Origin of the sequence: Nostoc sp. FACHB-888 (assembly GCF_014696655.1) — a bacterium.
Classification (GTDB): Bacteria; Cyanobacteriota; Cyanobacteriia; order Cyanobacteriales; family Nostocaceae; genus Nostoc.
The window spans coordinates 79814-104315 of record NZ_JACJQM010000012.1 but is presented as its reverse complement, the minus strand read 5'-3'; the positions used below and the strand labels follow the sequence as shown (position 1 = coordinate 104315).

Genomic DNA, 24502 nt, shown 5'->3' with positions numbered 1-24502 from the left:
TCCAATGTGCGAATTTTCCTTAAATAGATCCTGATAATACGACCTGTGGCTCTGATTCAAGATGCTGCAACATCCGGGATTGTATTAGTTTATATTGGTGCTTTAATAGCTGTTTGCTCACCTGGGGCGCAGAAGTGGGTGGTAGACGATGACTCTGTTGTACCCAGTTTCTCAACATTTGTTGCTGAGTTGGCTCGATGCGACTGCTGAGAACGTTGGTGCAGGAATGTGGTACTTCCAAAGTAAAGAAAATCAAAGGATAGTGTTCATTTTCAGCCAGGAAACTTACCAGCCTAAGATTTTGGGGATTTTTCATATCTAAGTAGCACGGTAGCCACTTAGGAGCCACTTTTCGATTGTAGAGTACAGTCACCCACAACAGCATTGGGTGAGGGGATGTTATGAAGATAAATTGGTTGTAACGGGTAGAAACTGCATAGTTTTTGACTTCTTGTTTAGGCAACATCAACCATAGTGTTGCCATCGCTCCCTGGGCAGCGTTTATAACCTGGGGAAAAACAATTTCTTGAATTGGTTTATTTTCAGGCCACGAAAGTTGACGGCAGCTTTGTTCTACTGTGATTGATAATCCAGAATCTAAGGGACGGCTAAGGATGGAGCTAGAGGGTATTGTAGGTAAAGTGGGACAATTTGGCTGTTCTAAGCTATTTAAGACTTGCAAAATTTGAGCGATAGTTTGTGGGCGATCGCAAGATTTTTTTGCAAGACAAGACATGATTAAGTTATTTAGCTTCTGAGGTATTTTAAGAGTGGGTTTAACATCTGCGATCGCTTTTGGTTGTTCAAAATGATGTGCTTTATACCAAGCGCCAAAATAATCAGTTTCTGGTTGCCAAGGTTTTTTGCCTGTGAGCATTTCAAACATCATCACACCCAGGCTATAAATATCAGAGCGGCTATCTAACTTTTCCCCATCTAATTGTTCTGGAGAACAGTAGGGTAAAGTGCCATTAAATCCCCTACTTGTATTAGATGTTGATGCATAATCTAAAAATCTAGCAATCCCAAAATCGAGAATTTTAACTAACTGACCCAATATCGGATCGGGAATAATTAATATATTGGCAGGCTTGATATCTCTATGCACCAAGGGACAAATTTTCCCATCAATATTAATGCCTTGGTGGGCGCACTGTAAGCCCAAACAAATTTGGCGGGAGAGAGTCAAAAACATGGGCAAGGAGAGCGGAATTAAATCCTTTAAACTCTTACCGCATAGATATTCCATAACATAGTATGGTTTTCCTTTTTCATTCACACCATAATCATACGCCCGCACTATATGTAAGCTTTTTTGGCTCAAAGCTGCACTCATTAAAGCTTCACGAACAAAATCTTGTTGCATCTTGCTGTCAACTACAGTCTGAGTCAAAAACTTGATAGCAACTGGTATACCTCCTAACAAAATATCATTTGCTAAAAAAACTTCGCCCATGCCACCACTGCCAATTAATTGCTTGAGTTGATAACGATTGGCAAGCAAGCCCGTACTACTTGGAGATGTAAATGGGCTTTGATTCACTTTCTTTACCTCTGCTGATGAGTTCATTTAAAGTTAGCAATACACGCATAAAAATATCACTAGGTAATTGGTAGCAAGGATTTTGATTTTAATCGTAGACTTTCAAGGACGTAATAAAAATTTAAAAAAAATCTCCAACAATTTAGCCATCCAATTTTTTAAGCCTTCTTTTTCAGCTTTATGATGTATGCTTAACTTTTGTAAAATTTCTAATTTCAGCTTTTCGTAATCTATTTTGAGAATATTTTTGGCTTGATTAGACAAAATTGATTCATTTGAATTTTGGCTCATTTCTAAGCAATCTATAAGTTGCTGTCGCTGGTTAGCCGTGAGGGTTAAAGTGGTTACATGAGAGCAGCCATTTGGATCTTCTAGGGTAAAAAATAGTAGATGATAGTACCCCACTTCTGCTAAACTACGTGCTATACTCTGTCCTTTACTATCTTTCAAATCCAGAAAATAAGGTAGCCACTTAGCCAAAGAAGGTTGGGAATCGTATAGCAATGTTACCCACAATAGCATCGGGTAAACATCCATTTTACTAATAAATTCAGTGCTATGTATCTTATCCAAAAATTGTGTAATCTCTTGTTTGGGTAACATTGCCCAAAAAGTAGGTATAGCTCTATGAGTTGTTTGTAATAAATGAGGAAACCCAATTGGTGCAATTGGTTTATTCTTAGGCCAATTTTTCTGTAAACAGTCTTTTTCTGATAATGAAGTTGCGGGTACTAATTGAACCGGAATTGAAAGCTTAATATTGTCACTATTATTATCAAGAGTAATGTCATTAATTTGAGTATTAACTTTTTCTAAAATTTCTAATATTTGGTTAATATTTTGAGGGCGATCGCTTACTTCTTTAGCTAAACAACTCATCACCATTTTTTCTAACACCTGCGGAATTTTGACTTGCGGATTTACTTCCTCAAGCGTAGGTGGAATTTGAAAGCGATGCGCTTGATACCAAGTACCAAAAGAGTTACTTTTTGTTTGAAATGGATGCTTTCCTGTTAGCATCTCAAACATTAATACTCCCAAACTGTAAATATCAGAACGCACATCTAGCAATTTGCGCCCTTCCATATGTTCTGGAGAACAGTAAGGCAAACTGCCAATAAAAGAATCTGTCAGCGTCATGCCACTTCGCTCTGTTAAAAACTTAGCAATACCAAAATCGAGTATTTTGACAATTTCTCTTTGTTTAGTATTTTCAACAATAAATATATTTTCTGGTTTAATATCCCTATGAACAATAGGATAAATTTCTCCTTTGAGACTGATACCTTGGTGGGCACATTGTAAGCCTAAACAAATTTGATTACAAATCTCCAAAAATTTCGATATTATTAAAGGCTGAATTTTGAGAACTTGTTTGAGATTTTTTCCTTGCAGGTATTCCATTACATAAAATGGAGTTTTATCCTCGGTAAAACCATAATTTAAGATACGAACAATATTTTTACTTTTACGACCTAATTGAGCGACAATAAAAATCTCTCTGGCAAAGCGTTGGGACATATGCTGATTAGCCAAATTAAATGATAATATTTTGACTGCGATCAGCATACCTCCTTTAGCAGTGTCTTCTGCTAAATAAACTCTACTCATCCCTCCTTTGCCAATTAAATTTCTGATTAAATAGCGATTATTTAAAAATTGTCCAATGTAATCATCTAATTCTGCTTTTTGCCCTACCAAATTCTCAATTTTATTGGGTAACATAAAACTCATTTATGAAAAATATTGTTGGCAAAGCACTCTAACAACTCTAGATAACTATTAAATTTAAATTTGGAAAGTATCACAATTTTTAGGAAATTAATCATATCTTCTAATTATGGTTAATCTCTCTGAACATCTTCCTATAATATTGTGTAACATATTTATTCACGAATACGGTTGAGAAATTACACGGAAACTATAAATAAGCTAGATAAAGCTGGCTAGTAGATTCCGTGAATACACAGGAAAAAGTCAATGGTAGTAAAGACGCGATCAGCCTGTACCGTTAACGGTTGAGATTCGGGAGTAAACGGCGTAATAATCTGATTAGTGGTGTTTCAATTTTAATTTTAAAAGCTAGTATCTGGGTACGTTGCAGAGAGTTAAAATTATTATCACTGATGAGAATTAATGATTGCTGACCATCGGGTAGTTTAGGGCCCATAGTTAAGCCTTCGATGTTGTCTAGCAGTACATCTAGGGTTCTTAAATCTAACAGAAGTTTTTTCTGAACTGGCTTAATATTTTTGATGTCAATGGCTAAAAGGCTGTCTATCTTATGAATATCATCAGCTCCTTCTAAAGAAACCTGAAACAGAGAAATAGCAAATCCTAAACCAGTAAAAGACCGTTCTAGACTTAGAAAGTGTCCTTGATTATCGAGAGCAAGTAAATCAGGTAATCCACTAGCGAATTTGCCAGTGATATTTAAAAAGGGGGAAACTGCTTCTGTTTGGTAAAGAAATTCTTTTTCTGGCTGGTTGTTGAGCAAGTTGTATTGCAAAATTCGGCAAGGAGTACCGATATTAGGTTTAGCTGCTACACCATCTTGAATTAAAGCATTTTCGGTGGCTGTGAATAGATGCTTTTTATTGGGTGTGATTGTGAGGCTTTCAAAAGCCAAATTGTTGCCGATACCTTGTTGAGAAGTCTTATGTGGCAAGAATTTGTTTGGTATAGGAAGTGTTGCAATTTCTCTACCAGAAGCTAGGGAAAACTCTTTAATAAAAGGATTAATTAATTTTGCAGCATCCCCTTCAGAAGAAATAAACACACTTGCTTTATTAGTTAATGCAATACCTTCTGTATCAGTTTCACTAAAGCGAAATGTTTGACCATTTTTATTTAATAATGTGGTAAGGCTAACAGGGACAACTCTACCCTTTTGTAGATAACCCTTGCCTAAGTCAATTTTTAGAGTGTATAAACGGGCATTAGCTTTTTGTCCCCGATCATCAGAAATAGCATAATAAAGATTATTTTTTGCATCAAAGGTAATTCCAGATAAACCTCCAACTTCAGTTTTTTGGAAAGTTAAACCTTTCGCTAAGGTGGTTTCTCCAATAAACTCTATGCTACTAACTTCAGCAGCATTTATGGGTAACAATTGGAGTAAGATAAAAATAATTATAATTGGGATAAAAAAGTAAATAATCCGTGGAATTGCGAAGATATTTTTAATTAGCTGCATAGATATTTTGTTGAAGTGTGAAAATTATAAGGGACTTTCTGTTAAAAAAACATCCCATCCCTGGGAACGCTCCGCGAACCTAGGGCGCAAGGCCTTGCGCCCCTACAAATCTATAAATAATTTGGGATAATTTATTTTTTGGAAGTCCCTTAAACAAGATACAGCGGTTCTCAGTTGAGTGTGCTACAAGAACCCTTACCCGCAAGCGATGAGCTTGCTCTGATGTACATGATGTGATTAAGAAAAGCTATATCAGGCTAAAGGATGCAGGATTGCACATTTGTGAACTGCTACAAATAATATGTATTACAGCCAATTGGAAACCTTGATAAAATACGAGATTACTTAAGCTAGCCGCAAACCATATTCATCCTGAAAAAAGTTTACAAGCCAATCTTTGACTTTGTGGGTTGCGCGACAATCATCTTCGTTATAACTTTGGATAATTTCTAGTAAGGTGCGATCGCCTGTTTCTAGCCACTGTTCATACCAGTAAATACATTTAGCACCACTAGCTTCTTTTTCTCGCCACTCAAATCCTAACCAACGAGCGATCGCTTTGAGGGCATAGCTTTCTACGGGCAATGCTACACTTTGAGTTAATTGTTCATATACATCCACAAATCGACTTAGTACAGGACGGACTAACGAGGAAGGAGTGTTGTAAAGCCTTGCCAACCGTTTGACTGTATCAAACTCGTATACACAAAAATGATAAATTGGCGCTTCGGGATATTGCCAAACCAAATCCAAAAATTGCTGCCAAACTAATTCTTCGTCTTCTGGTTTATCTGCTAAAAACGAATAAAACTGTTCTGTATTAGCAAGTCTATCAACGACCAAAACTCCCAAAAGATAATTTAAATCCAAATCTGGCTGTGCTTCAATGTCAAAGTAAAGCTCTACGGGGGCTGTGAAGGTAATATCTTTTATTGGTAGCGGGTAGGGTAAAACTAGGGGCCGTCTTTCCAGTGCAGATTGAGCTTGCACTACTAACTTAGGTGCTACTTCGCGGTCGAAACCCACTAGGTTTTCTAAGGTGGTGGGACTGGTGTTAGCAAGAGATTCTACTGTTCTGATGGCTATGTCTTGGAGTTGAGTGTAGCGAAGAGGTGTTACGCCTGGTAATAGTGAAAGGTGTTTTTCAGATTGAGCGATCGCATAACATTGACTATACCAATGGCAAAGATTGCACTTTTGCCGAGAAATAAACACTTCTGGGGGATTCGGTAACTCTAAAACTTCAATAAACTCCTCTAGAATCTGCTGCATCCGTGGTGTCCATTTGAACAGATCCACCGCATAATTGGAATTTTTCGTTCGCAATATGAGCAAAGCTGTTTCTGGTACAACTCCTTGGACTGTTGCCAACACTTGGGCATGAAATGCAGCGACAACTTGATATTCTTGCTTAGGGCGTTTACCTAGTTCAATATTAGCCGGGACATACATCCAATCTCCAAAATGGGACTGTCCTGGTTGTTTCACAAGTAAATTTGGACGGCTCAGTAAGGTGTATCCTTCAGAATAATTTGCTAACAGCACTCCTTTATAAATGTATTCAACCCCAAGCTGCATCAATTCTAAAGTTGCTTCCTCTGCTTTTTCCCAGTTTCCGTATGAATAATCTGGTTGGTGATAAGTCATCTGTGCCAAAGCACTCAGCTGATGAGCGATTTTGTCCTGTTGCAGTTTTTGCAGCAACTCATTGGGAGCATCGCGCTGACTTTTGTCACCGTGGATATCTAGAAAAGTCCGGCGTTTACAGCGTTGGTATTGCAGTAGAAGTTCAGCATTAATTAGCATCCTTTTAAGTTAACAAGAATTAGCACAATCTGGCAGTAACTCAGACAATTAATAATGGAGTGGGAGAATGAGGAAGATGAGAAACTAATGACTAATCCAAAATCTACAATCTAAAATTGGTATGACTAGTACTTCTGTCGCACAAACCAGGTTGCATACCCATCGAGAGCAATTTCCCGCTTTAGCGAATAAGACTTATTTCAATTATGGAGGACAAGGCCCGATGCCCCAAAGGGCAATGGATGCTATGACTCAAACTCAGGCTTATGTTCAGCAAATAGGTCCCTTTGGCAATGAGGCGTATCGCTGGATAGCACCGCAGACTCAAGCCGCAAGAGAAGCGATCGCTTCGGAGTTACATATACCAAGTCAAACAATTACTCTGACCCAGAATGTCACTGTTGGCTGTAATATCGCCATGTGGGGTGTTGAGTGGCGTGCTGGCGATCATATGCTGCTCTCAGACTGCGAACATCCAGGCGTAATTGCCACATCACAGGAAATTGCGCGGAGATTTGCTGTGGAAGTTACTACCTGTCCTCTCAAAGCGACTTTAAATGAGGGCGACCCTGTAAAAGTTATTGCCCAGCACTTGCGCCCTAATACCCGTCTTGTAATATTAAGTCATGTTTTCTGGAATACTGGTCAAGTTTTACCTCTTGATAAAATTGCCGAAGTATGCAGAAATAATCATTCTTTTCTATTGATAGATGCTGCCCAATCTGTTGGTTTGTTGCCTTTAAACTTGACAGAATTGGGTGTAGATTTTTATGCTTTTACTGGTCATAAATGGTTATGTGGCCCTGCGGGTGCTGGTGGTTTGTATGTGCGACCAGAAGCACGAGAAAGCCTAAAACCTACATTTATTGGCTTGAATGGCATTATTGTGGATAGCCAATCTCAGCCTGTGGATTGGCTTCCAGATGGGCGACGATATGAAGTGTCTACATTAGCTTATCCATTGTATGTTGGGTTAAAGGAAGCGATCGCAATCCATCAGCAATGGGGAACCTCACAGGAACGTTACGAGCAAATTTGTCAAAACAGTGAGTACCTCTGGCGGCGCTTAATATCATTACCTGATGTCAAGTGTTTACGAACTTCCCCACCAGAAAGCGGTATAGTCTCGTTCCAAATTGCAAATAATCAGCCTCAAGCTAATCTCAAGTTAGTGCAATTTTTAGAGTCACAAAGAATATTAACTCGGACGATTGCCGATCCTAGCTGTATACGTGCCACTATCCATTACCTTACTTTAGAATCGGAAATTGACCAATTGGTTGAGGCGATTCAAAGTTTTTGCAAAATTAGTTAAAAATTAGGAGTTATAAGTTATCAATTTGGGAATTATGATTTTAACTTGTAACTCTTAACTCCTAACTTAAAATGGAACGCCCAATCTTATACTTAGCGATAACTAACCACGGCTTTGGTCATGCTACTCGCATGGCTTCTGTAGCTGGGACAATTCAAAAATTATGTCCAGAAGTTCTGCTAATTCTGGTAACTACTGCCCCGCGCTGGTTGCTAGAGTGCTATATAGAAGGCGATTTTATCTATCGTCCTCGTGCATTTGATTTGGGTGTGGTGCAAGCTGATAGTTTGACAATGGATAAAGTAGCGACTTTAGAAAAGTTGCTGGATATTAAAAAGCATCAGAATTCGCTCATTGCCTCAGAGGTTAATTTTATCCGTCAGAATCGCGTTAATCTCATCTTGGCAGATATTCCCTTCCTTGCTCCTGGGTTTGCCAAAGGTGCAAACATTCCCTGCTGGATGATGAGTAACTTTGGCTGGGACTTTATCTACCGAGATTGGGGAGGTGAATTTACCGCAGTTGCAGATTGGATTAGTGATTGGTATTCAAAGTGCGATCGCCTGTTTCGTCTACCCTTCTACGAACCGATGCAAGCTTTTAACAATATCACAAATGTCGGTTTAACAGGCGGTTCCCCCCGTCACTCTGCTGATGATTTACGTTCTCTTTGGGGAATAACTGCACCAATCGAAAAAACTATTTTGTTGACCTTTGGCGGCTTGGGTTTACAGCAAATTCCCTACGATAACCTGCGGCGATTCCCAGATTGGCAATTTATTATCTTTGATCAATCTGCCCCTGATTTACCTAATTTAGTAAAAATTGATGACCGCAAATACCGCCCTGTAGATTTTATGCCTATTTGTGGGCGAGTCATTTCTAAACCTGGTTACAGTACTTTTGCTGAAGCCGCACTCTTAGGAGTACCTATTGTTACCATCCCCCGTGAGGACTTTGCCGAAGCAACTTTTCTAATAGAAGGCATAACAAATTATAACCAGCATCAAATCATTACCCCATCTGAGTTTTTTCAAGGAACTTGGGATTTTCTGTGTGAGTTACCTCAATCGCCAAAGCAATCTCAACCAATTGCGAAGGATGGTAATGAAGCGATCGCTCATGCTGTAATTAATTATTTCGAGCCGAATAAAGTTCTTCAAAACAACATAAATTAATATTGGAACAATGGCAACATCTAACAGATTAAACCGCTAATTAGCTCTTACCAACATCAATAACAGTGTTTTAAATGACTCACTACCAAAAGCTACTAAAAATTTCCACCACTGGTAAATCTTTTTACAATATCACTGCAAAAATTGAAGCCACAGTTGCAGAATCGGGAGTTGAAACTGGTCTTTGTACTCTATTTTTACGCCACACTTCAGCCAGTTTAGTCATTCAAGAAAATGCCGATCCTGATGTTCTTGTGGATTTAGCTAACTTTATGGCAAAACTCGTGCCAGAATCGGGAAAATACATTCACGATGCAGAAGGCCCCGATGATATGCCGGCACATATTCGTACCGCACTCACCCACACTTCTGAACATATCCCCATTAACCGTGGTCATTTGGTACTGGGAACTTGGCAAGGAATTTATATTTGGGAACATCGCCAGCGCAGTCATTTCAGAGAATTGGTTATCCATATTTCTGGATAGCCAATTCTCAAGTTTTATTTAAAATAGAGTTGTGTAGAGTTTAAATACTCTGGTTATCCCGCTTACCCTTTGGCTATAATCTCATAAACTCGCGGTGATATACATGAAATAAATTTCGCCGCGATCGCTTTGTTCTGAAAATTAATCAGAGACACCTTAAATAATTCGTGTCAATTTGTAAATTAAAAAGTAAAGTTTATTTATGAGTATTTAAAAACCTAATTCTTTCGAGCTAAACTAATATTTAGTCTAAGCTGTCTGGGCTATTTCAATTACTATGAAGCAAGAACTGACACCAACTCATACTTTCCAATATATTGATGAAATCCTTGCCCAACAGTCGATTCAGTTGTTATCACTTAATCCCCAAAAGACCTTAATTACTAGTTTTGCAGAATTGGGAAATTTGATTACTGAACAAAACACCGAAATTGAAATTATTTTAACCCTTCAGGAAACTCTCGAAAATATAGTTCATACTCAGTTACAAAACTTTCCAGAAAACATATTTTGGGATTTTGATTTTCTAGTCAGTAGTACGCTTAGACAGGCTTTAGTAGCAGATGAGGGTGCTATCACTTTTTTAAAGGTTTTTGGTGAAAAGATGGTTTCTCTGATCGAAATGTTTGGAAGTAAAACAGAAATTCGCTTCCGTTACGTTCACGATTTTATGTATGGGTTTGAGTGGGCAAGATGGGTACAAAAAGAGCCACAAAAACGCGCCCATATAGAGCCTTTTAGTCCGGTTTATTTAGATTATTTGCTCAATAAAGGTAAAGAAATTTTACAACGTATTAGTTATGGTCAGGTCGCATCTTATAAATTATGTGACACAGGTTACCGCAATCCCTTCACATTTTCTCGTGAACCAGAAGATGAATGTCGTCTGCTAACTTATCTGGCTGAGGAGCGACTTATCCCAGTAGCAGTATGGAACTGGAATGCTAGCCCTGTCTGGAACAAACCTTTCCAAGAAATACGCCAGCAATTAGCATTAGAATTAAATATTCAACCACAGAAACACTGATTAGCAATTAAAATTAAAAATTGCTGAAGAAAATATTTATGAAAATTGCTGACTTAATTACTTGGTTTGAAGCGTGGGCAAATCCCGCTTGGTGTGAAAGCTGGGATAATTGCGGCTGGCAGATTGAACCAGGAGTGTTGCAGGAAAAAGCACGGGTTTTGGTATGTTTGACACCGACTTTGGCAGTAATGCAGGAAGCGATCGCTCTGAATGCTAATCTAATATTTGCTCATCATCCCTTAATTTTTACTCCCCCCAAATCTTTACGCACTGGTGAAGCGATCGCAGAAATGGTACGGTTATCGTTCACCCACAATATTGGTATTTACACTGCTCACACAAATTTTGATCAAGTGCAGGATGGTACTGCTGACGTTTTGGCTCAGATTTTAGAACTTAAAGAAGTTACTCCTATAGTACCGACACAAGCAGGGTTAGGATATGGTCGTGTTGGTTTGCTAGAGCCATTTCTAACATTACAGGAATTACTCGCAGCTATTCAAACCCGACTTGCTTCTCCTAATTTGATTTTTTCTCCAACTACTGATTTACAGCAAACAATTTCACGAGTTGCTGTTTTGGGTGGTTCGGGGGCTAGTTTTATTTCAGCCGTCGTCAAAACTGGTGCCCAAGCTTATCTGACTTCTGACTGTAAGTTTCATCAGTTTCAAGAAAGCCGCGATTGCAATCTCATTTTAATCGATGCCGGACATTACGCTACCGAACGTCCGGCTTGCGATCGGTTGGTGCAAAAATTCCACTCCTTAAACCTAGACTGGGTGCAATTAAGTCAACAGGATGAAGATTTCCGCCAGTTTTTTGCTTGATTGCGTATGTTTCACTATATTTGTTGGATATTTACTTAAAGATTTTTCTATATTTTAATGTGTTTAAATTATGTGCCATCTCAAGATCGGTACTAAAGATTTTTATAACGATTTATTTAAGTATATTTACAGGTAAATGCATCTAAAGTTAATGCTATAGCCTATTGTTGTGATTGAAATCACTAATTACGTGTAATTATAATCACCTGATATTCATGTTCCATATCAACTAGTAGCAAAGGAAAATGTTTCACACTTGAGGTAAGGAATTTATTTACTCTGCCCTAACCCCTAACCAAGATGATTCGCACACTCGTTGAATCTGCTTTCCAAACTGGATATCTTAGTGTTGAATCTGAGGGTTTACTTCATCAAGTGCTGGTCACTAAATGCTGGAAGGAAGAGGATTTGTCAGCCCTCGCAGCCCTATACGATGCAGTTCGCGTAGGTAAAATTAAACGAGAAGCGTCCTCGTCGAACGTGCTTATGCAATTTCCGTTACCGTATAAATCTTGCTGATACTCCAAAAGAAGCAGAGGGTAATTTTTTTATCGTCTTTACTCTCTGCCCCTCATCTCCTTTGCCCTCTGCTTCTTTCACCTACTCCGTTGTCTTTTCCTTAGCTATTATCAGGCAAAAATCTTAAAAACTTAAAACTCTTTGAGTCTTATTGTTGAAAACCATCAAGGTCAGCAAGAGAATGAGTTAAGATCAGATACACATGGGTAAAAGTAAAGCCAAATCCCCGGACTTCCCAGTAATGCCAATGAGTAAAACTAGGCAAGTTAAACAACCGCAATCAACGATTGTTTTGGAGTATTCTTTATTACATAATGGTAAGAAGGACTCACCAGCAAATATGAACCTGGTTAGAACAGGTTCCGAATTGTTTGACTTCTATGAAGCAGGCATTCGGTAGAATGAGCCAGAGGGAGATTGAGTTCATTGCTAGAGCAACCATTGATTTATGACTTAAAATTTCCTAATATTTGACAACTACAAGCAAGTCTTGGGATTGAGTTATGAAGCATACTTGTTCTGAACGGTGAAATTAACCTCTTAAAGGTGTAATGTAATGGGGTAGAACCCAGATTTTGACAGGTTTAACTACGTTGTTTAAAAAGGCAGAAACAATACATGCTACACCGCAAGATTTATCAACTCTGTTGCGATGGGCGCGAGGTATGTGTTTTCTTGCGGGACCAGCAACGCTGGATTGAACGCGCCCGCATCATCGACATAGAGGGAGATTTAGTGACCCTACGCTATGAAACAGAAGAAGAGGACGAAGTTTGTTCTTGGGAAGAAATGGTTCGCCTCGAGAGCATTGGTGCTGTAACGCAAAAACTGGCTTCAGTACCACGCGGTAATGTGGAACCTTTGATGACTGAAGACTGTCCCGAAGCCGAACGCATCCACAACCGTTACACTGACTCGAATCCAGAATAATCAGTCATTAGTTAGTAGTCATTAGTCATTCGTCATTTGTCATTAATTAAAAATGACCAAGGACACCGGATTAATGACTATTGGCTATCATTTAAACCTTCAAAAGCAGGACAGTAACCTTCTAGAGTTACCTTAAAGTTATACAACGGGGAAGCTGGATTCCAACATCGCTGCCCCCTTTGGTGTCGGCAAGTACCGCAACAGTCTACATCTGTCCATGTATAGCGATCGCTATTTTGGTTGAGCAATTCTCGTTGAGACAATCCCCTCAATACTAGTTCTTCCCCTTGCCAACGAGCCTCGATTAAACCAGTATCAGCAAATTGCCGCCAACGAGGATCAGCAGTAATCACATCGGCTAAGGTGATTGTGATTACTGTTCCCAACTCTGTCAGTTCGCCTTCGTAGTTCGTTTCTGGGGCTGCCGGTTGTAAAAATGTATCGCCAATAGGCAACTCTACTAAAGTTTCAGCCGCCGGTGAATGGATATGGTAGCGGTTTTGCAACTCCTCTAAGCTAGTCAGGTCTGCCAAGTAGGCAGGAGAACCGTGGACAAAAATGACGTGCTGGGGTCGTAAATTATGAATTAACTGCGTAGTACCAGGGCCATCACTATGTTGAGCTAAGAGATAGGTTTCGACAGTGGTGGGTGCTAAATATTCTTTATTAACTTTTATATCAATTTTTTCTGGTAAAAGAATCAGCCAAGGGCCAGTGTCTAGTTGGCAGTGCTTACCCAAATCATCTGTAGAGTCAGTAAGGACTATACAAGGAGACTTACCCACAGTGGGACGATGTTCTGCTTGTAAACGACGCACGCGCGGACGCACCCGTTCATCCCAAAACAAGGGTTGATGGCGGGCGAAGTTTTGTACAGATGGGGGAAGGTGGGTTAGCAACTCTAAATAGGCATCACACCCAATAGCAACAGCACCATCTACCCAGATATCTATATCTCGTCCGGTGAAGTGGTGATGAGAGCGTAAGAGCATTAATAATTCTTGACCCAATCCTAAAGCAGGAGTGGGAAGGATCACGGAACAATGGTCAGCGATCGCGCGATTAATTCGCTCTGCTAGTTGATTTTCTTGGTTGCGGCGGTGAGGATGCCGGGATGTGCCATAACTGCCTTCAATAATTAGCACATCCAAGTTTAATCCTCGCAGTTCCTCTAAACGCAAACCTTCTACCAACCGGGAGTTTGACAGGAAAAAATCTCCTGTATACAGTAGCTTGTAAGTACGCTGCTTTGTGGTGTAGGTAAGGAGAATTGCCACTGCCCCCGGTAGATGCCCTGCGGGAAATAATTCTGCCACCAAACCATCTTGGAATTCCACAGGCGATCGCAACGGCAAGGCATGACAAAATTCGGAAATTTTCTCAGCATCTTGGTCTAGCCAATTCAACGGCAGTAACTTGCTGGTTACTTCACTACCATAAATAGGTAACTTTGGAAAAGCTTTATGCAGTGCCAGTAAGCCTCTGGCGTGATCTGGGTGGGCATGACTAATCAAAACTAAATCTGCCGGTAGGGACGAACTAGCTCCACCTACCGACTTAGTAAGCCCTTTAACCAGCGATGAAATATCCTCCAAACCACAGTCCAACAGGATACGGTGTGGGCCCATCTTCACCAATAAACACACACCCTCATCGTAATGCTGGACACTATAGGGCAAACATTCTAATTCAGTACCCACTTCCGCAGCATCTACGCGAGAGGATGCCGACAGATTATCCTTCATACTGTCCTCCCCTCAAATCTCATCATCATGGACATATCCCAAAAGCCAAAAATTACACAAATTTTGGTTTTGTGACTTAGGGGTAAGTTTTATCGTGCGCCCCTACACCCTGAAAATACAGATTTTAGATAGAAGAAAGGCAGGAGGCAGAGGGCAGGAGGCTCAGTTGGAAGAAAAGGTACAAACCTCGCCCGCAAGTGGCGCGAAAAAGTAGGAATATTCTTTTCGAGATACACAGCACGAGAAAAGATGCGTCCTTGCACAAACCTCTTCCCTTCATGGGAGAGGTGTTCCTTCTGCCTTCTGCCTCCTGCCTTCTGCCTTGCCGCCTTTGGCGGCTTGATTGGGGAGGACGCCTCCACCGAACCCGCACTGGTTCGGAAAGGTGGACTAACGAGAAGCCATCAAACTACTAGCTCAAGGATGCTTCTTGTTTATTTTCTCTTTGCAAGTTCTGAGCTATCTGAGCCAACTTATCCTATAGGAAGTCGCTCAAGCGTCTACAGACTTTTTTCAATGTGCAGAGCCATTGCCGTGATAGTTATCTGAATCATAAAATCCATTTTTCGTGCCAAAAAACAAGCACGAAAGCGTAAATATAACTGTTAATCCAGCTAAAATCAGCTTTACATCCATTTGTTTGCTGCCCTTTACTCAAGACTTCCTTATATTAATTTAGTGCTTCCGCAATCAAACGTAATCACTAGAAAATCTTTACTATGCTTATGGGGATTGGGCAATAGGTAAATTTACCGCAATCAGTCAGATTGTAGAACTTTTCGGTTCACCTGTCTATCCATTTAAATGTGAAGCAATATGACAAGGAGTAATCCTCTACAGCCCCTCAAAATCCTCAGTAGTTAGGATTGATTGTCTTAACTGTTGCCAATCCGGTTATAGCCTAAACGCCAAACCCAAGCCATCACCTTAATATTAAAAACAGGAGCAATTATTTCCCAACCCCTAAATAAAAATACCTGTGTTGTATGACTATCGAACGACTTCCCCAAAAACACTATCCCAAGGCTGAAATTGGGCGGCGAGGTATGGCATTGGGGCTTGATTTCCTTGGTGTCTGGTTAGTCAGTTCCCTACTGGGAGGCGGCGATATCGGGATTCAATTTGTGCAAATCCTAGTTTTTGTGATACTTTGGCTGATTTTGCGGGTGCTGGTGGTATACAACAATCAAGGGCAGAGTTTAGGGCGTTGGGCATTCGATTTAAAAGTCTTGGAAGTTGAAGATGGGGAAGTAGTGGGAAGAATTCCAGATTTGCTCTCACTAGTGAAGCGAGAGGCGATCGTCGGCTTGGGTGCCCTTTTAGTGTCAATTGCCCTGAGCAATATTAGAGCCAATCCCACTGTTATACTGCTAGTACTTCCCCTAGCAATTGATTGTGGCACTGCCTTATCTGATGCCCAGATGCGGCAGGCTTTACACGATCGCTATTGCGGAACTTTCATCGTTTCGTCGCGTCGTGGCTACTCGCTTGACATAAAAATCAAAAGATTAGTTGATAATATGCGGCGGAATGTGAGAAGATAGTTATTTGTGTTAATTCTCTTCAGGCTTCACTGTTTGTAAGATTATGGCTAAGAGTAAAGGTGCCCGCATTATTATCACACTAGAGTGTACTGAGTGCCGGACAAATTCAGACAAGCGTTCTGCTGGTGTTTCACGTTATACCAGCACCAAGAATCGCCGCAACACCACTAACCGGCTAGAACTGAAAAAGTTCTGCACCCACTGCAACAAACATACTGTTCACAAGGAAATTAAGTAGAAATGAGTTATTTCCGTCGTCGCCTTTCTCCGATCAAGCCAGGAGAACCAATCGATTATAAAGATGTTGATTTACTGCGTAAGTTTGTCACCGAGCGGGGTAAAATATTGCCACGTCGGATTACTGGGCTTACATCTCAGCAACAGCGAGAGTTGACATTAGCAATTAAACGTTCGCGGATTGTGGCTTTGTTGCCATTTATTAATGCGGAAGGCTAAAAAGAGTGATGAGTTATGAGTGATGAGTTAAAAATCAAAACTCCTAACTCCTAACTTAAAACTATTTAAACTGTTCACCAAATTAAAGTGCGAGAGTTGTGGAGAAGGGGACGCTAGTTGAATTTAGGGTTCAAGGCGATCGCCGTTTGGGCATCGTAGAACGTCCAGACGGTAAAACCCGCTGGTTTGTGGTAGACGAACGTGGTCAATCCCACAGCCTCGCGCCAAGACAAATAACTTATACAGTTACCGGACAGACGTACAAGCCCTCAGAGATTGCCAATTTTCTGGAGGAGGTCAAGCCTTATTTAGATCCATCAAGCTTAGAAGTGGCTTGGGAACTACTGGTTGAAGATGGGGAAACAGTCACCCCAGACCAAATGGCGAATCTGCTATTTTCAGCATCAGACGCGCCTCCTTGTTATGCCGCCCATTGCTTGTTATCAGACGACAAACTTTATTTCAAGCAAAAAGGAGACGCTTACGAGCCGCGAACAGCTGCTCAGGTGGCAGAACGCAAGCACCAGATGGAAGTAGAGGCACTAAAAGCTAAGGGACAGCAGGAATTTTTAACTCGTGTAGAGCAGGCACTCAAAGGTGAAGCAGTAGAGTGGGGGCGCCACGATCGCCAACGCTTAGAAGGACTCGAAAAATACGCAGCACTGCTTGCTGACACCGTGCGGACAGGGGTCAATTATGACTCCTTGGCTCGTGCTTATCCGCCAAGCGCTCCAGTATTAGAAACTATGACCATGCTGGGACGACCCACAACACCCCAAGGAGCCTTTCAGCTGTTGGTGGATTTGGGTTGCTGGAGTCCTTATGAAAACTTGTTCCTGCGTCGTTCTTCAATTCCGATCCAATTTCCTAATAAGGTATTAGAAGTGGCGCAACAGCGTTGGGATTTCCCGCCAATTGACTCAGATACAAACCGCCTTGATCTGACTCACCTGAAGGTCTACACCATTGATGATGAAACTACCACAGAGATCGACGATGGTCTGAGTTGGGAAGTACTACCCGATGGGCGGGAACGCCTGTGGGTGCATATCGCCGATCCGACTCGATGGTTAGTACCAGAAGATGAATTAGATTTGGAAGCGAGAAAGCGGGGTAGTACAGTCTATTTACCTACGGGGATGATTCCGATGTTCCCAGAGGTATTAGCGACTGGGCCAATGAGTCTGATCCAGGGGCGCGTTTGTTGCGCCCTCAGTTTTGGAATTATTTTAGATACAACTGGGGGAGTAGAAGATTACAGCATTCATACTAGTTCGATTAAGCCGACTTATCGCCTCACCTACGAAGATGTAGATGAAATGCTGCAATTGCGGGTACAGGCAGAACCAGAAATTGCAGCGATCGCTAGTTGGGCGCAAAAGCGCAAAGCTTGGCGTTACGCTCAAGGGGCAATTAGCATCACTATGCCGGAAGCGATGATCAAAGTCAAAGATGATGAGATCAACATTGATATTTTGGATGATTCCCCGTCGCGGCAAGTAGTGGCAGAAATGATGATTGTTGCCGGTGAAGTGGCGGCTCGTTATGGTAAAGCTCATAACATACCTTTGCCCTTTCGCGGTCAGCCGCAACCGGAATTACCCCCAGAAGAGGAATTGCTCCTACTTCCCGCCGGATTCGTTCGCGCCTGCGCTATGCGTCGTTGTATGCCCAAGAGCGAAATGAGCATTACGCCTCTGCGCCATGCTGGTTTAGGTTTGGATACCTACACCCAAGCAACCTCTCCCATCCGTCGTTACAGTGACTTACTTACCCACTTCCAACTTAAAGCCCATTTGCGGGGTGAAGTTTTACCATTTACCGCAGATCAACTTAAAGAAGTGATGATGACAGTTACCAGCATCACCCAAGAGGTGACGATGGTGGAACGTCAAACTAATAGATATTATGCTCTGGAGTATTTACGCCGTCATCCAGAGGAAACTTGGGAAGTAACAGTGTTGATGTGGCTGCGAGAAGATAGTAACTTGGCTCTAATTTTGTTAGAAGATTTGGGCTTGCAGTTGCCAATGGTTTTCAAACGTTCTGTGAAGTTGGGCGAACAGATATTGGTGAAAGTCAGCCACGCCGATCCGCAAAAAGATATGATCCAGTTTCAAGAAATAGTTTATCAAGAAGCCCAAACAGCAGCGAATTAACTAATTCGTAATGACGCTCGAATACTCACTAACGTAATTCGTAATTGTTGGTGAAACACTCGCGCGTAATTGTCTTTCTTGGTGATCTTAAATTAGTTGAGGATTTAGTTCCCAATTGATTCAATTACGAATTTCATACTGAGCTTTTGACATCACAGCCCGGATATAGTCATTTTTACCATTAGTATAAGCCTCGCGATCGCTCCGAAAAGTTGCCGCCAAATCGCGTTTTAAAGCTTCATATCGTTTCGCCTCTTCAGGATACCTTCTCAGATAGTCGCAAAATAGCTTATGCTCCTCCTAAAATTCGCTCTTCACCTCGACTATATGAACATGATGAGTACGTTGCTTTCCGTATGGTGGCATTCCTTTCACAAAAAAACATCCGTCCAGGATCTGGGTTTTCACGCCAATAAACGTATCCCAAAGATTCTAATATCGGAACAGTAGATTTCGCATTTACTAAGGAACGGACTCCTACCATAATGTCAATAACTGGTTTGGCTGCCATTCCTGGGACTGCCGTACTCCCAATATGTTCAATTTCCACAACTAAGTCATTGCCTAGTACCTGCCAAATACGCTCGGCTTCTTGTGCAAACAAAGTCTGCCACCGTGGGTCATATTCGACTATATTTACTTCATCCATTGGTGAAATTAATTTTGTCTATAACAGTGGTACTTGGTTAAATCGTTTATTTAATTACCATTCAAGCAATTTTATTAGTATAATAATGGATCGTGTCGAATTAAAGCTAAACAATGCCTAAACTAAAGACTCGTAAAGCCGCAGCGAAGCGATTCCGTGCCACCGGCACCGGCAAAATCGTCCGTCGTAAAGCTGGCAAAAGCCACCTTTTAGAACATAAATCTTCTGACAAAAAGCGTAGTATGCGCCAGAGTGCGCTTGTACATGAACGCGATGAACTTAACGTGCACTTGATGCTCCCATATTTGTAAGTATTTTAGGAAATAAGTTATGACTCGGGTAAAACGCGGTAATGTAGCTCGGAAGCGCCGCAATAAAATTCTCAAACTAGCAAAAGGTTTTCGCGGTTCTCACTCAACTCTGTTTAGAACTGCCAACCAACAAGTGATGAAGGCGCTACGGAGTGCCTACCGCGATCGCAAAAAGAAAAAGCGCGATTTTCGTCGCCTCTGGATCACCCGCATCAACGCTGCTTCAAGGCAACACGGCTTGAGCTACAGCCAGTTGATTGGTAACTTGAAAAAAGCTGATATCCAACTAAATCGCAAGATGTTGGCACAATTAGCAGTCCTCGATCCAGCTAGCTTCGGCAAAGTTGCTGAACTAGCAAATCAAGCTAAAGGATAAAGGTGGCAACGGATGTATAACGGATGTAACAGATGGCAAGCAATTACTCGGTTACATCTGGTATTATCCGCCACTATTTTTTGGATATCTTGCTTTTCTATAGTGGGGGCAGGATTAACTGCATCTGCCGCCGAAATGCCAGAAATTCAGCAACGGGGCTATCTAACTGTTGCCGTTAAAGATAACTTGCGTCCCTTGGGATTTAGAGATGCCAAGGGTAATTTGCAAGGCTTGGAAATTGACTTGGCACGCCAATTGGCACTTGACTTGCTTGGTAAAGCCGAGGCTGTCAAATTGGAACCTGTAGCGAATCGCGATCGCTTGTCTGTAGTCTTAGACAAGAAAGTTGATTTTGCGATCGCTAGGGTAACAGCAACCGAATCACGCGCCCGCATAGTTAGTTTAAGTGTTCCCTACTATTTGGATGGCACTGTACTAGTTACAAAAGATGCCTCTGTGCAGAAGTTTAGTGATTTGGCAAAACAAAAAATTGCCGTACTGAATAACTCCAGTACCATTGCTCAAGTGCGGTACTATGTGCCAAACGCCGAGTTGGTAGGAGTGAATTCTTATCAAGAAGCACGAGAGAAAATAGAAAGTAATGCCGCCATAGCCTTTGCCGCAGATGCTAGTGTTTTAAGCGGTTGGGTGCAACAATATCCCCAATATCGGCTACTGCCAACCAAGCTATCAACTGAACCCTTGTCTGTAGTCATGCCCAAGGGATTGCAGTACGATAAGTTAAGACGAAATGTGAATGAAGCGATCGCTCGTTACTTAGCAGAAGGTTGGCTCCAGCAACGTTCTCAATATTGGGGTTTACCATAAGTTGGTCATTAGTCATTGGTGAATAATAAAGGATAAATGACAACTGACAAAGGACAATAGACTGATAATAGATTACAGAAACAACTTTTAATATTTATATTTGCAGCAATGGATAACAGTCTAGCCGTTGTTTATCTTTCAATTTTTGTGACTATACTCACACTTGCAGCCGTGAGTGTTTTTCGCCAGATTTTCAAAACTCGCAAGATTGAAGGCTCCTTTGCAAGATTGCGAAAGAAGTTAGAGAAAGAAAAGGGTACGGCTCAAGAATATTATGAATTAGCCAGTATTTATTCAGAAAAAAAAATATATTCCCAAGCGATCGCGCTGTTTCAAAAAGCTATCAAAGCTGCCCAAGAAGAGGGAGAAGAAAATATTGCACCAATTTACAACGGGCTGGGTTATGTTTATTTTATCCAAGAGCAATATGACCTAGCAATTCGTCAGTATAAAGAAGCCCTAAAATCTAAACCAGACTACGTAACAGGGTTGAATAATCTTGGTCACGCTTACGAGAAGAAAAAGTTAACTGCTCAGGCGTTACAAAGTTACGAAGAAGCACTAAAACTTGCTCCAAATAACCCTATTGCTAAACGCCGTGCTGAATCTTTACGCCGTTTAGTTTCTGCCTAAATGTAGGGCATGGGGCATGGGGTATGGGAGAATAAACTTTTCACTAGTCCCCAGCTCCCCTAATTGTTAACAAATTAATTTGGCTTTAGCTTCTTAAGTTATCGGGTTTCAAGCTTCGGCTTAGAAATAGATAACTATACGTCTTTTGTAAGAATGTAAAAGATGATTAAGCGGTTAAAGCGTTTTTTGTGGCTAGCTATTGCCATTATTGTCGTCGTTTCTATCTCACTAAGACTGATGGGAATATTAACGGCTCAACAGCCTTCGATTTCTCATCCTATCACTTCGCTAACTGAGGTAGAAATTAGTACAGCTGTTTCGGTTATCAAAAGAGAAAAAACTTTGAGCGAAATGGCAGCTTTTCCACTTATTGCTTTACAAGAACCAGATAAAGAAGAAGTTCTAAATTTTACACCTGGTAAAGCTTTTGGGCGAAATGCTTTTTTGGTAATCTATGAGCCATTGCAAAATAAAACCTATGAAGGAATTGTTGATCTAACAAGCAAAACCTTAAGTTCTTGGAAAGAAATATCCTCTGTTCAACCTGCGATCGTCGCTTCAGAATATGAACTGGCAACTGAAGCTTTTAAATCCGATCCCCGATGGCAAACAGCGATGCAAAAGCGGGGAATTACAAATTTCAACCAAGTCAAAATCAGTTGTTGGACCCCAGGAATCCTGAGTAAACAGGAAGAAACAGCAGGAAACCGTCTTTGTCGGGGTTTATTCTACTACAAGGGCGATCGCTGGAATTATTACGGCAGTCCAATTGAAGGAATATTGGGAACCGTTAATTTGAACACAGGTAAAATTTCCAGTTTCGTGGATAGAGGGATAGTTCCTTTTTCCAAGGAAAACTGGAACTACGATATAAAGTCCTTGGGTAAATTACTTTCACCACTTAAAGCATTAAAAATTCTCCAACCAAATGGTGCAAGTTTCCAGATTAAAGGCAATGAAATTAGCTGGCAAGGTTGGAAGTTTCGCTATGTAATGCATCCCCGCAGTGGATTAGTACTTTACCAAGTGACACACAGCGACGGGGAAAATGTCCGACCAGTTTTATACCGCGCTAGCTTATCAGAAACGGTAGTGCCTTACGGTGATCCAGATCCCACTTGGTCGTTTAGGAATGCATTTGATGTTGGAGAATACAACTTTGGTTCCCTAGCAACCACAATGGAGTTAGGTAAGGAAATTCCCGAAAACGGTCTTTTGCTGGATGCTGTATTTGCTAATGGCGATGGAGAACCTTATGTCATCCCAGGAGTAATCGGCATATACGAGCGAAATAACAGTATTCTCTGGAAGCACTATGACTATGGCACTCAGCGCAATGATGTCCGTCGCAGTCGAGAATTAGTCATGACTATGACTGCGGCCATTGACAACTATGATTACAGCATTAATTGGATATTTCACCAAGATGGGACTTTGGAAGTCCAAAATGAATTAACGGGTATCGTACTGGCGCAGGGAACGGCAGCTCAAAAGCAATCTGAGGATGATTCCTATGGTCAGTTAATTGCTAAGAATATCTTCGGAGTAAATCACCAGCACTTTTTCAACTATCGCCTAGATTTCGATGTCGATGGGCAAGCTAATTCTGTGATGGAAATGAATGTGAAAGCTTTGCCGATGGATGAGAAAAATCCTTTAGGAAATGCGATCGCAATTACAGAAACCCCACTCACAAAAGAAACGGCTGCTGTCCGCGATTTGGATATGAAAAGCAGTCGAGAATGGATGATTGTTAGTGCAGATAAGAAAAATACGCTAGGGGCTGCACCTGGATATATGCTGATGCCTGGTGGAAACTCCATATTTTTTCCTATGGAAGGCTCAAACATCCGTCAAAAGGCAGAATTTGCGACTCACCACGTTTGGGTAACAAAATATAAACCTGCTGAACTCTATGCTGGCGGCGATTATCCAAACCAAACTCAACCAGGACAGGGTTTACCTAAATATATTGCAGACGATGAATCTTTGACGGGTGAAGATATCGTGCTGTGGTACACAATGGGCGTAACTCATATTCCGCGATCGGAAGATTGGCCTGTGATGCCTGTTCACCGAGTTGGCTTTAAGCTAATCCCTAGAGGATTCTTTAGCCGTAATCCAGCGATTAATTTACCAGAGTAAAATATTCGTTTTCTAAAGTTTCCTTGGTTCAGTTTTTTCATAATCTGTAAACCTGTAACTTGAATGCTGATAAGCTTATCGTAGGTCAAATACTAGCAGTTTTCATTCATAGGATAGCTCATGGATTTTCCAGAAATTAATATTCCCGGTGATGGCACACTGCACGCTCGTTTAATTACTTCCTTGGGTCAAATTATAGTTCGTTTGGAGGAAGACAAAACCCCCAACACCGTCAAAAATTTTGTAGGTTTAGCAACCGGGACAATCGACTGGAAAGACCCTAAAACAGGTCAATCTCAGAAAGGGACTCCTGCCTACGATGGAGTTCGCTTTCACCGAGTCATCCCTGATTTTATGATTCAGTGTGGCGATCCCCTGGCTCGTTATCCAGATATGGCCAACCGTTGGGGTACTGGTGGTCCGGGATATCAATTTGAAGATGAATTTCATCCTGAATTGAAACACTCTAGCGCCGGTATTCTCTCAATGGCAAATGCAGGACGCGGTACTAATGGTTCGCAATGGTTCATTACAGAAGGGCCAACGCCTCATCTTGACCGCAAACACAGTGTTTTTGGTAAAGTTGTCGAAGGTATGGATATAGTCAACCGTATCGCCAATGTGCCTACAACTAGAGATCGTCCGAATCAAGACGTAGTGTTAGAAAAAGTAGAAATTTTTCGGCAGTAATTAATACCTCTCTAGGTTAATTTCTATTCCCTTGAATGAAGAAATAGCACTAGTGTTATTCCCGCATTTTTTCCTTTTTTAAGGAGGGTTAGTGGGAATATTAATACAATCTGATTCTTTACAAACATCCTTTAAAA

The 24502-nt window shown here is 41.2% G+C and carries 24 protein-coding genes; 18 read left to right on the top strand and 6 right to left on the bottom strand.

All coding sequences use genetic code 11. The features are described 5' to 3' along the window. Nucleotides 1-19: 19 nt before the first annotated feature. The 4 genes from H6G26_RS10325 to H6G26_RS10310 all read right to left on the bottom strand — a co-directional run bounded on the left by H6G26_RS10325 (nt 20) and on the right by H6G26_RS10310 (nt 6545). On the bottom strand, nt 20-1543 hold the full coding sequence (locus H6G26_RS10325; RefSeq protein ID WP_190729156.1) for a protein kinase: 1524 nt from the start codon (nt 1541-1543) through the stop codon (nt 20-22). A gap of 102 nt (nt 1544-1645) precedes the next feature. Further along, nucleotides 1646-3268 (bottom strand): serine/threonine-protein kinase, encoded by a 1623-nt coding sequence (locus tag H6G26_RS10320; protein WP_190729155.1) that lies wholly within the window; start codon nt 3266-3268, stop codon nt 1646-1648. Between the two features lie 286 nt (nt 3269-3554). Continuing rightward, entirely contained in the window at nt 3555-4739 is a 1185-nt protein-coding gene (locus tag H6G26_RS10315; protein WP_190729154.1) for an esterase-like activity of phytase family protein, read from the bottom strand. A gap of 345 nt (nt 4740-5084) precedes the next feature. After that, on the bottom strand, nt 5085-6545 hold the full coding sequence (locus H6G26_RS10310) for a TM0106 family RecB-like putative nuclease (RefSeq protein WP_190729153.1): 1461 nt from the start codon (nt 6543-6545) through the stop codon (nt 5085-5087). A 121-nt stretch (nt 6546-6666) separates the two neighbouring features. Between H6G26_RS10310 and H6G26_RS10305 the strand changes: the two genes are divergently transcribed. The 8 genes from H6G26_RS10305 to H6G26_RS10275 all read left to right on the top strand — a co-directional run bounded on the left by H6G26_RS10305 (nt 6667) and on the right by H6G26_RS10275 (nt 12829). Continuing rightward, nucleotides 6667-7860 carry an aminotransferase class V-fold PLP-dependent enzyme gene (locus H6G26_RS10305; RefSeq protein WP_190729152.1) on the top strand — a complete coding sequence of 398 codons (1194 nt, stop codon included), beginning with the start codon at nt 6667-6669 and terminating at the stop codon, nt 7858-7860. Between the two features lie 71 nt (nt 7861-7931). Next, nucleotides 7932-9038 (top strand): glycosyl transferase, encoded by a 1107-nt coding sequence (locus H6G26_RS10300; RefSeq protein ID WP_190729151.1) that lies wholly within the window; start codon nt 7932-7934, stop codon nt 9036-9038. Nucleotides 9039-9112: 74 nt separating this feature from the next. After that, on the top strand, nt 9113-9526 hold the full coding sequence (locus H6G26_RS10295; protein ID WP_190729150.1) for a secondary thiamine-phosphate synthase enzyme YjbQ: 414 nt from the start codon (nt 9113-9115) through the stop codon (nt 9524-9526). Nucleotides 9527-9803: 277 nt separating this feature from the next. Beyond that, nucleotides 9804-10553, top strand: coding sequence for a hypothetical protein (locus H6G26_RS10290; protein ID WP_190729149.1), 750 nt, complete (start codon nt 9804-9806; stop codon nt 10551-10553). A gap of 38 nt (nt 10554-10591) precedes the next feature. Next, entirely contained in the window at nt 10592-11380 is a 789-nt protein-coding gene (locus H6G26_RS10285) for a Nif3-like dinuclear metal center hexameric protein (RefSeq protein WP_190729148.1), read from the top strand. A gap of 300 nt (nt 11381-11680) precedes the next feature. Beyond that, complete coding sequence (locus H6G26_RS42465) at nt 11681-11899, top strand: hypothetical protein (RefSeq protein ID WP_242053653.1); 219 nt, start codon at nt 11681-11683, stop codon at nt 11897-11899. A gap of 247 nt (nt 11900-12146) precedes the next feature. After that, nucleotides 12147-12299: a hypothetical protein gene (locus tag H6G26_RS10280; protein ID WP_190729204.1), complete on the top strand. Its 153-nt coding sequence runs from the start codon at nt 12147-12149 to the stop codon at nt 12297-12299. 218 nt (nt 12300-12517) lie between these two features. Then, the gene (locus H6G26_RS10275; RefSeq protein WP_012408115.1) at nt 12518-12829 is read left to right on the top strand and encodes a DUF6679 family protein; all 312 of its coding nucleotides are present in this window, start codon (nt 12518-12520) and stop codon (nt 12827-12829) included. A gap of 77 nt (nt 12830-12906) precedes the next feature. Here the strand turns inward: H6G26_RS10275 and H6G26_RS10270 are convergent, their stop codons facing one another. Next, nucleotides 12907-14574 carry an MBL fold metallo-hydrolase gene (locus tag H6G26_RS10270; protein ID WP_190729147.1) on the bottom strand — a complete coding sequence of 556 codons (1668 nt, stop codon included), beginning with the start codon at nt 14572-14574 and terminating at the stop codon, nt 12907-12909. 986 nt (nt 14575-15560) lie between these two features. On the opposite strand from H6G26_RS10270, the gene H6G26_RS10265 reads away from it, so the two are divergent. The 4 genes from H6G26_RS10265 (at nt 15561) to H6G26_RS10250 (ending at nt 18733) form a co-directional block, all read left to right on the top strand. Continuing rightward, a complete protein-coding gene (locus tag H6G26_RS10265; protein ID WP_190729146.1) occupies nt 15561-16118 on the top strand; it encodes an RDD family protein in 558 nt (185 codons plus the stop codon). A 43-nt stretch (nt 16119-16161) separates the two neighbouring features. Continuing rightward, nucleotides 16162-16356 carry a 50S ribosomal protein L33 gene (gene rpmG, locus H6G26_RS10260; protein ID WP_012411241.1) on the top strand — a complete coding sequence of 65 codons (195 nt, stop codon included), beginning with the start codon at nt 16162-16164 and terminating at the stop codon, nt 16354-16356. Between the two features lie 2 nt (nt 16357-16358). Then, nucleotides 16359-16574: a 30S ribosomal protein S18 gene (gene rpsR / locus H6G26_RS10255; protein WP_012411240.1), complete on the top strand. Its 216-nt coding sequence runs from the start codon at nt 16359-16361 to the stop codon at nt 16572-16574. 98 nt (nt 16575-16672) lie between these two features. Then, nucleotides 16673-18733, top strand: a complete 2061-nt coding sequence (locus H6G26_RS10250; RefSeq protein ID WP_190729145.1) for an RNB domain-containing ribonuclease — start codon at nt 16673-16675, stop codon at nt 18731-18733. A gap of 289 nt (nt 18734-19022) precedes the next feature. On the opposite strand, the gene H6G26_RS10245 is transcribed toward H6G26_RS10250, so the two are convergent. Beyond that, entirely contained in the window at nt 19023-19382 is a 360-nt protein-coding gene (locus H6G26_RS10245; protein ID WP_199326763.1) for a GrpB family protein, read from the bottom strand. Nucleotides 19383-19495: 113 nt separating this feature from the next. Here H6G26_RS10245 and rpmI point away from each other — a divergent pair, with 113 nt between their 5' ends. The 6 genes from rpmI (at nt 19496) to H6G26_RS10215 (ending at nt 24365) form a co-directional block, all read left to right on the top strand. Beyond that, nucleotides 19496-19693 carry a 50S ribosomal protein L35 gene (gene rpmI / locus H6G26_RS10240; protein WP_190729144.1) on the top strand — a complete coding sequence of 66 codons (198 nt, stop codon included), beginning with the start codon at nt 19496-19498 and terminating at the stop codon, nt 19691-19693. A 19-nt stretch (nt 19694-19712) separates the two neighbouring features. Further along, nucleotides 19713-20069: a 50S ribosomal protein L20 gene (gene rplT / locus H6G26_RS10235; protein ID WP_069069781.1), complete on the top strand. Its 357-nt coding sequence runs from the start codon at nt 19713-19715 to the stop codon at nt 20067-20069. Between the two features lie 12 nt (nt 20070-20081). Beyond that, on the top strand, nt 20082-20897 hold the full coding sequence (locus tag H6G26_RS10230; protein ID WP_190729143.1) for a transporter substrate-binding domain-containing protein: 816 nt from the start codon (nt 20082-20084) through the stop codon (nt 20895-20897). 108 nt (nt 20898-21005) lie between these two features. Further along, nucleotides 21006-21530 carry a tetratricopeptide repeat protein gene (locus H6G26_RS10225; RefSeq protein WP_190729142.1) on the top strand — a complete coding sequence of 175 codons (525 nt, stop codon included), beginning with the start codon at nt 21006-21008 and terminating at the stop codon, nt 21528-21530. Nucleotides 21531-21692: 162 nt separating this feature from the next. Then, nucleotides 21693-23675: a primary-amine oxidase gene (locus H6G26_RS10220; RefSeq protein ID WP_190729141.1), complete on the top strand. Its 1983-nt coding sequence runs from the start codon at nt 21693-21695 to the stop codon at nt 23673-23675. A gap of 120 nt (nt 23676-23795) precedes the next feature. After that, entirely contained in the window at nt 23796-24365 is a 570-nt protein-coding gene (locus H6G26_RS10215; protein ID WP_100899212.1) for a peptidylprolyl isomerase, read from the top strand. Nucleotides 24366-24502: the final 137 nt, after the last annotated feature.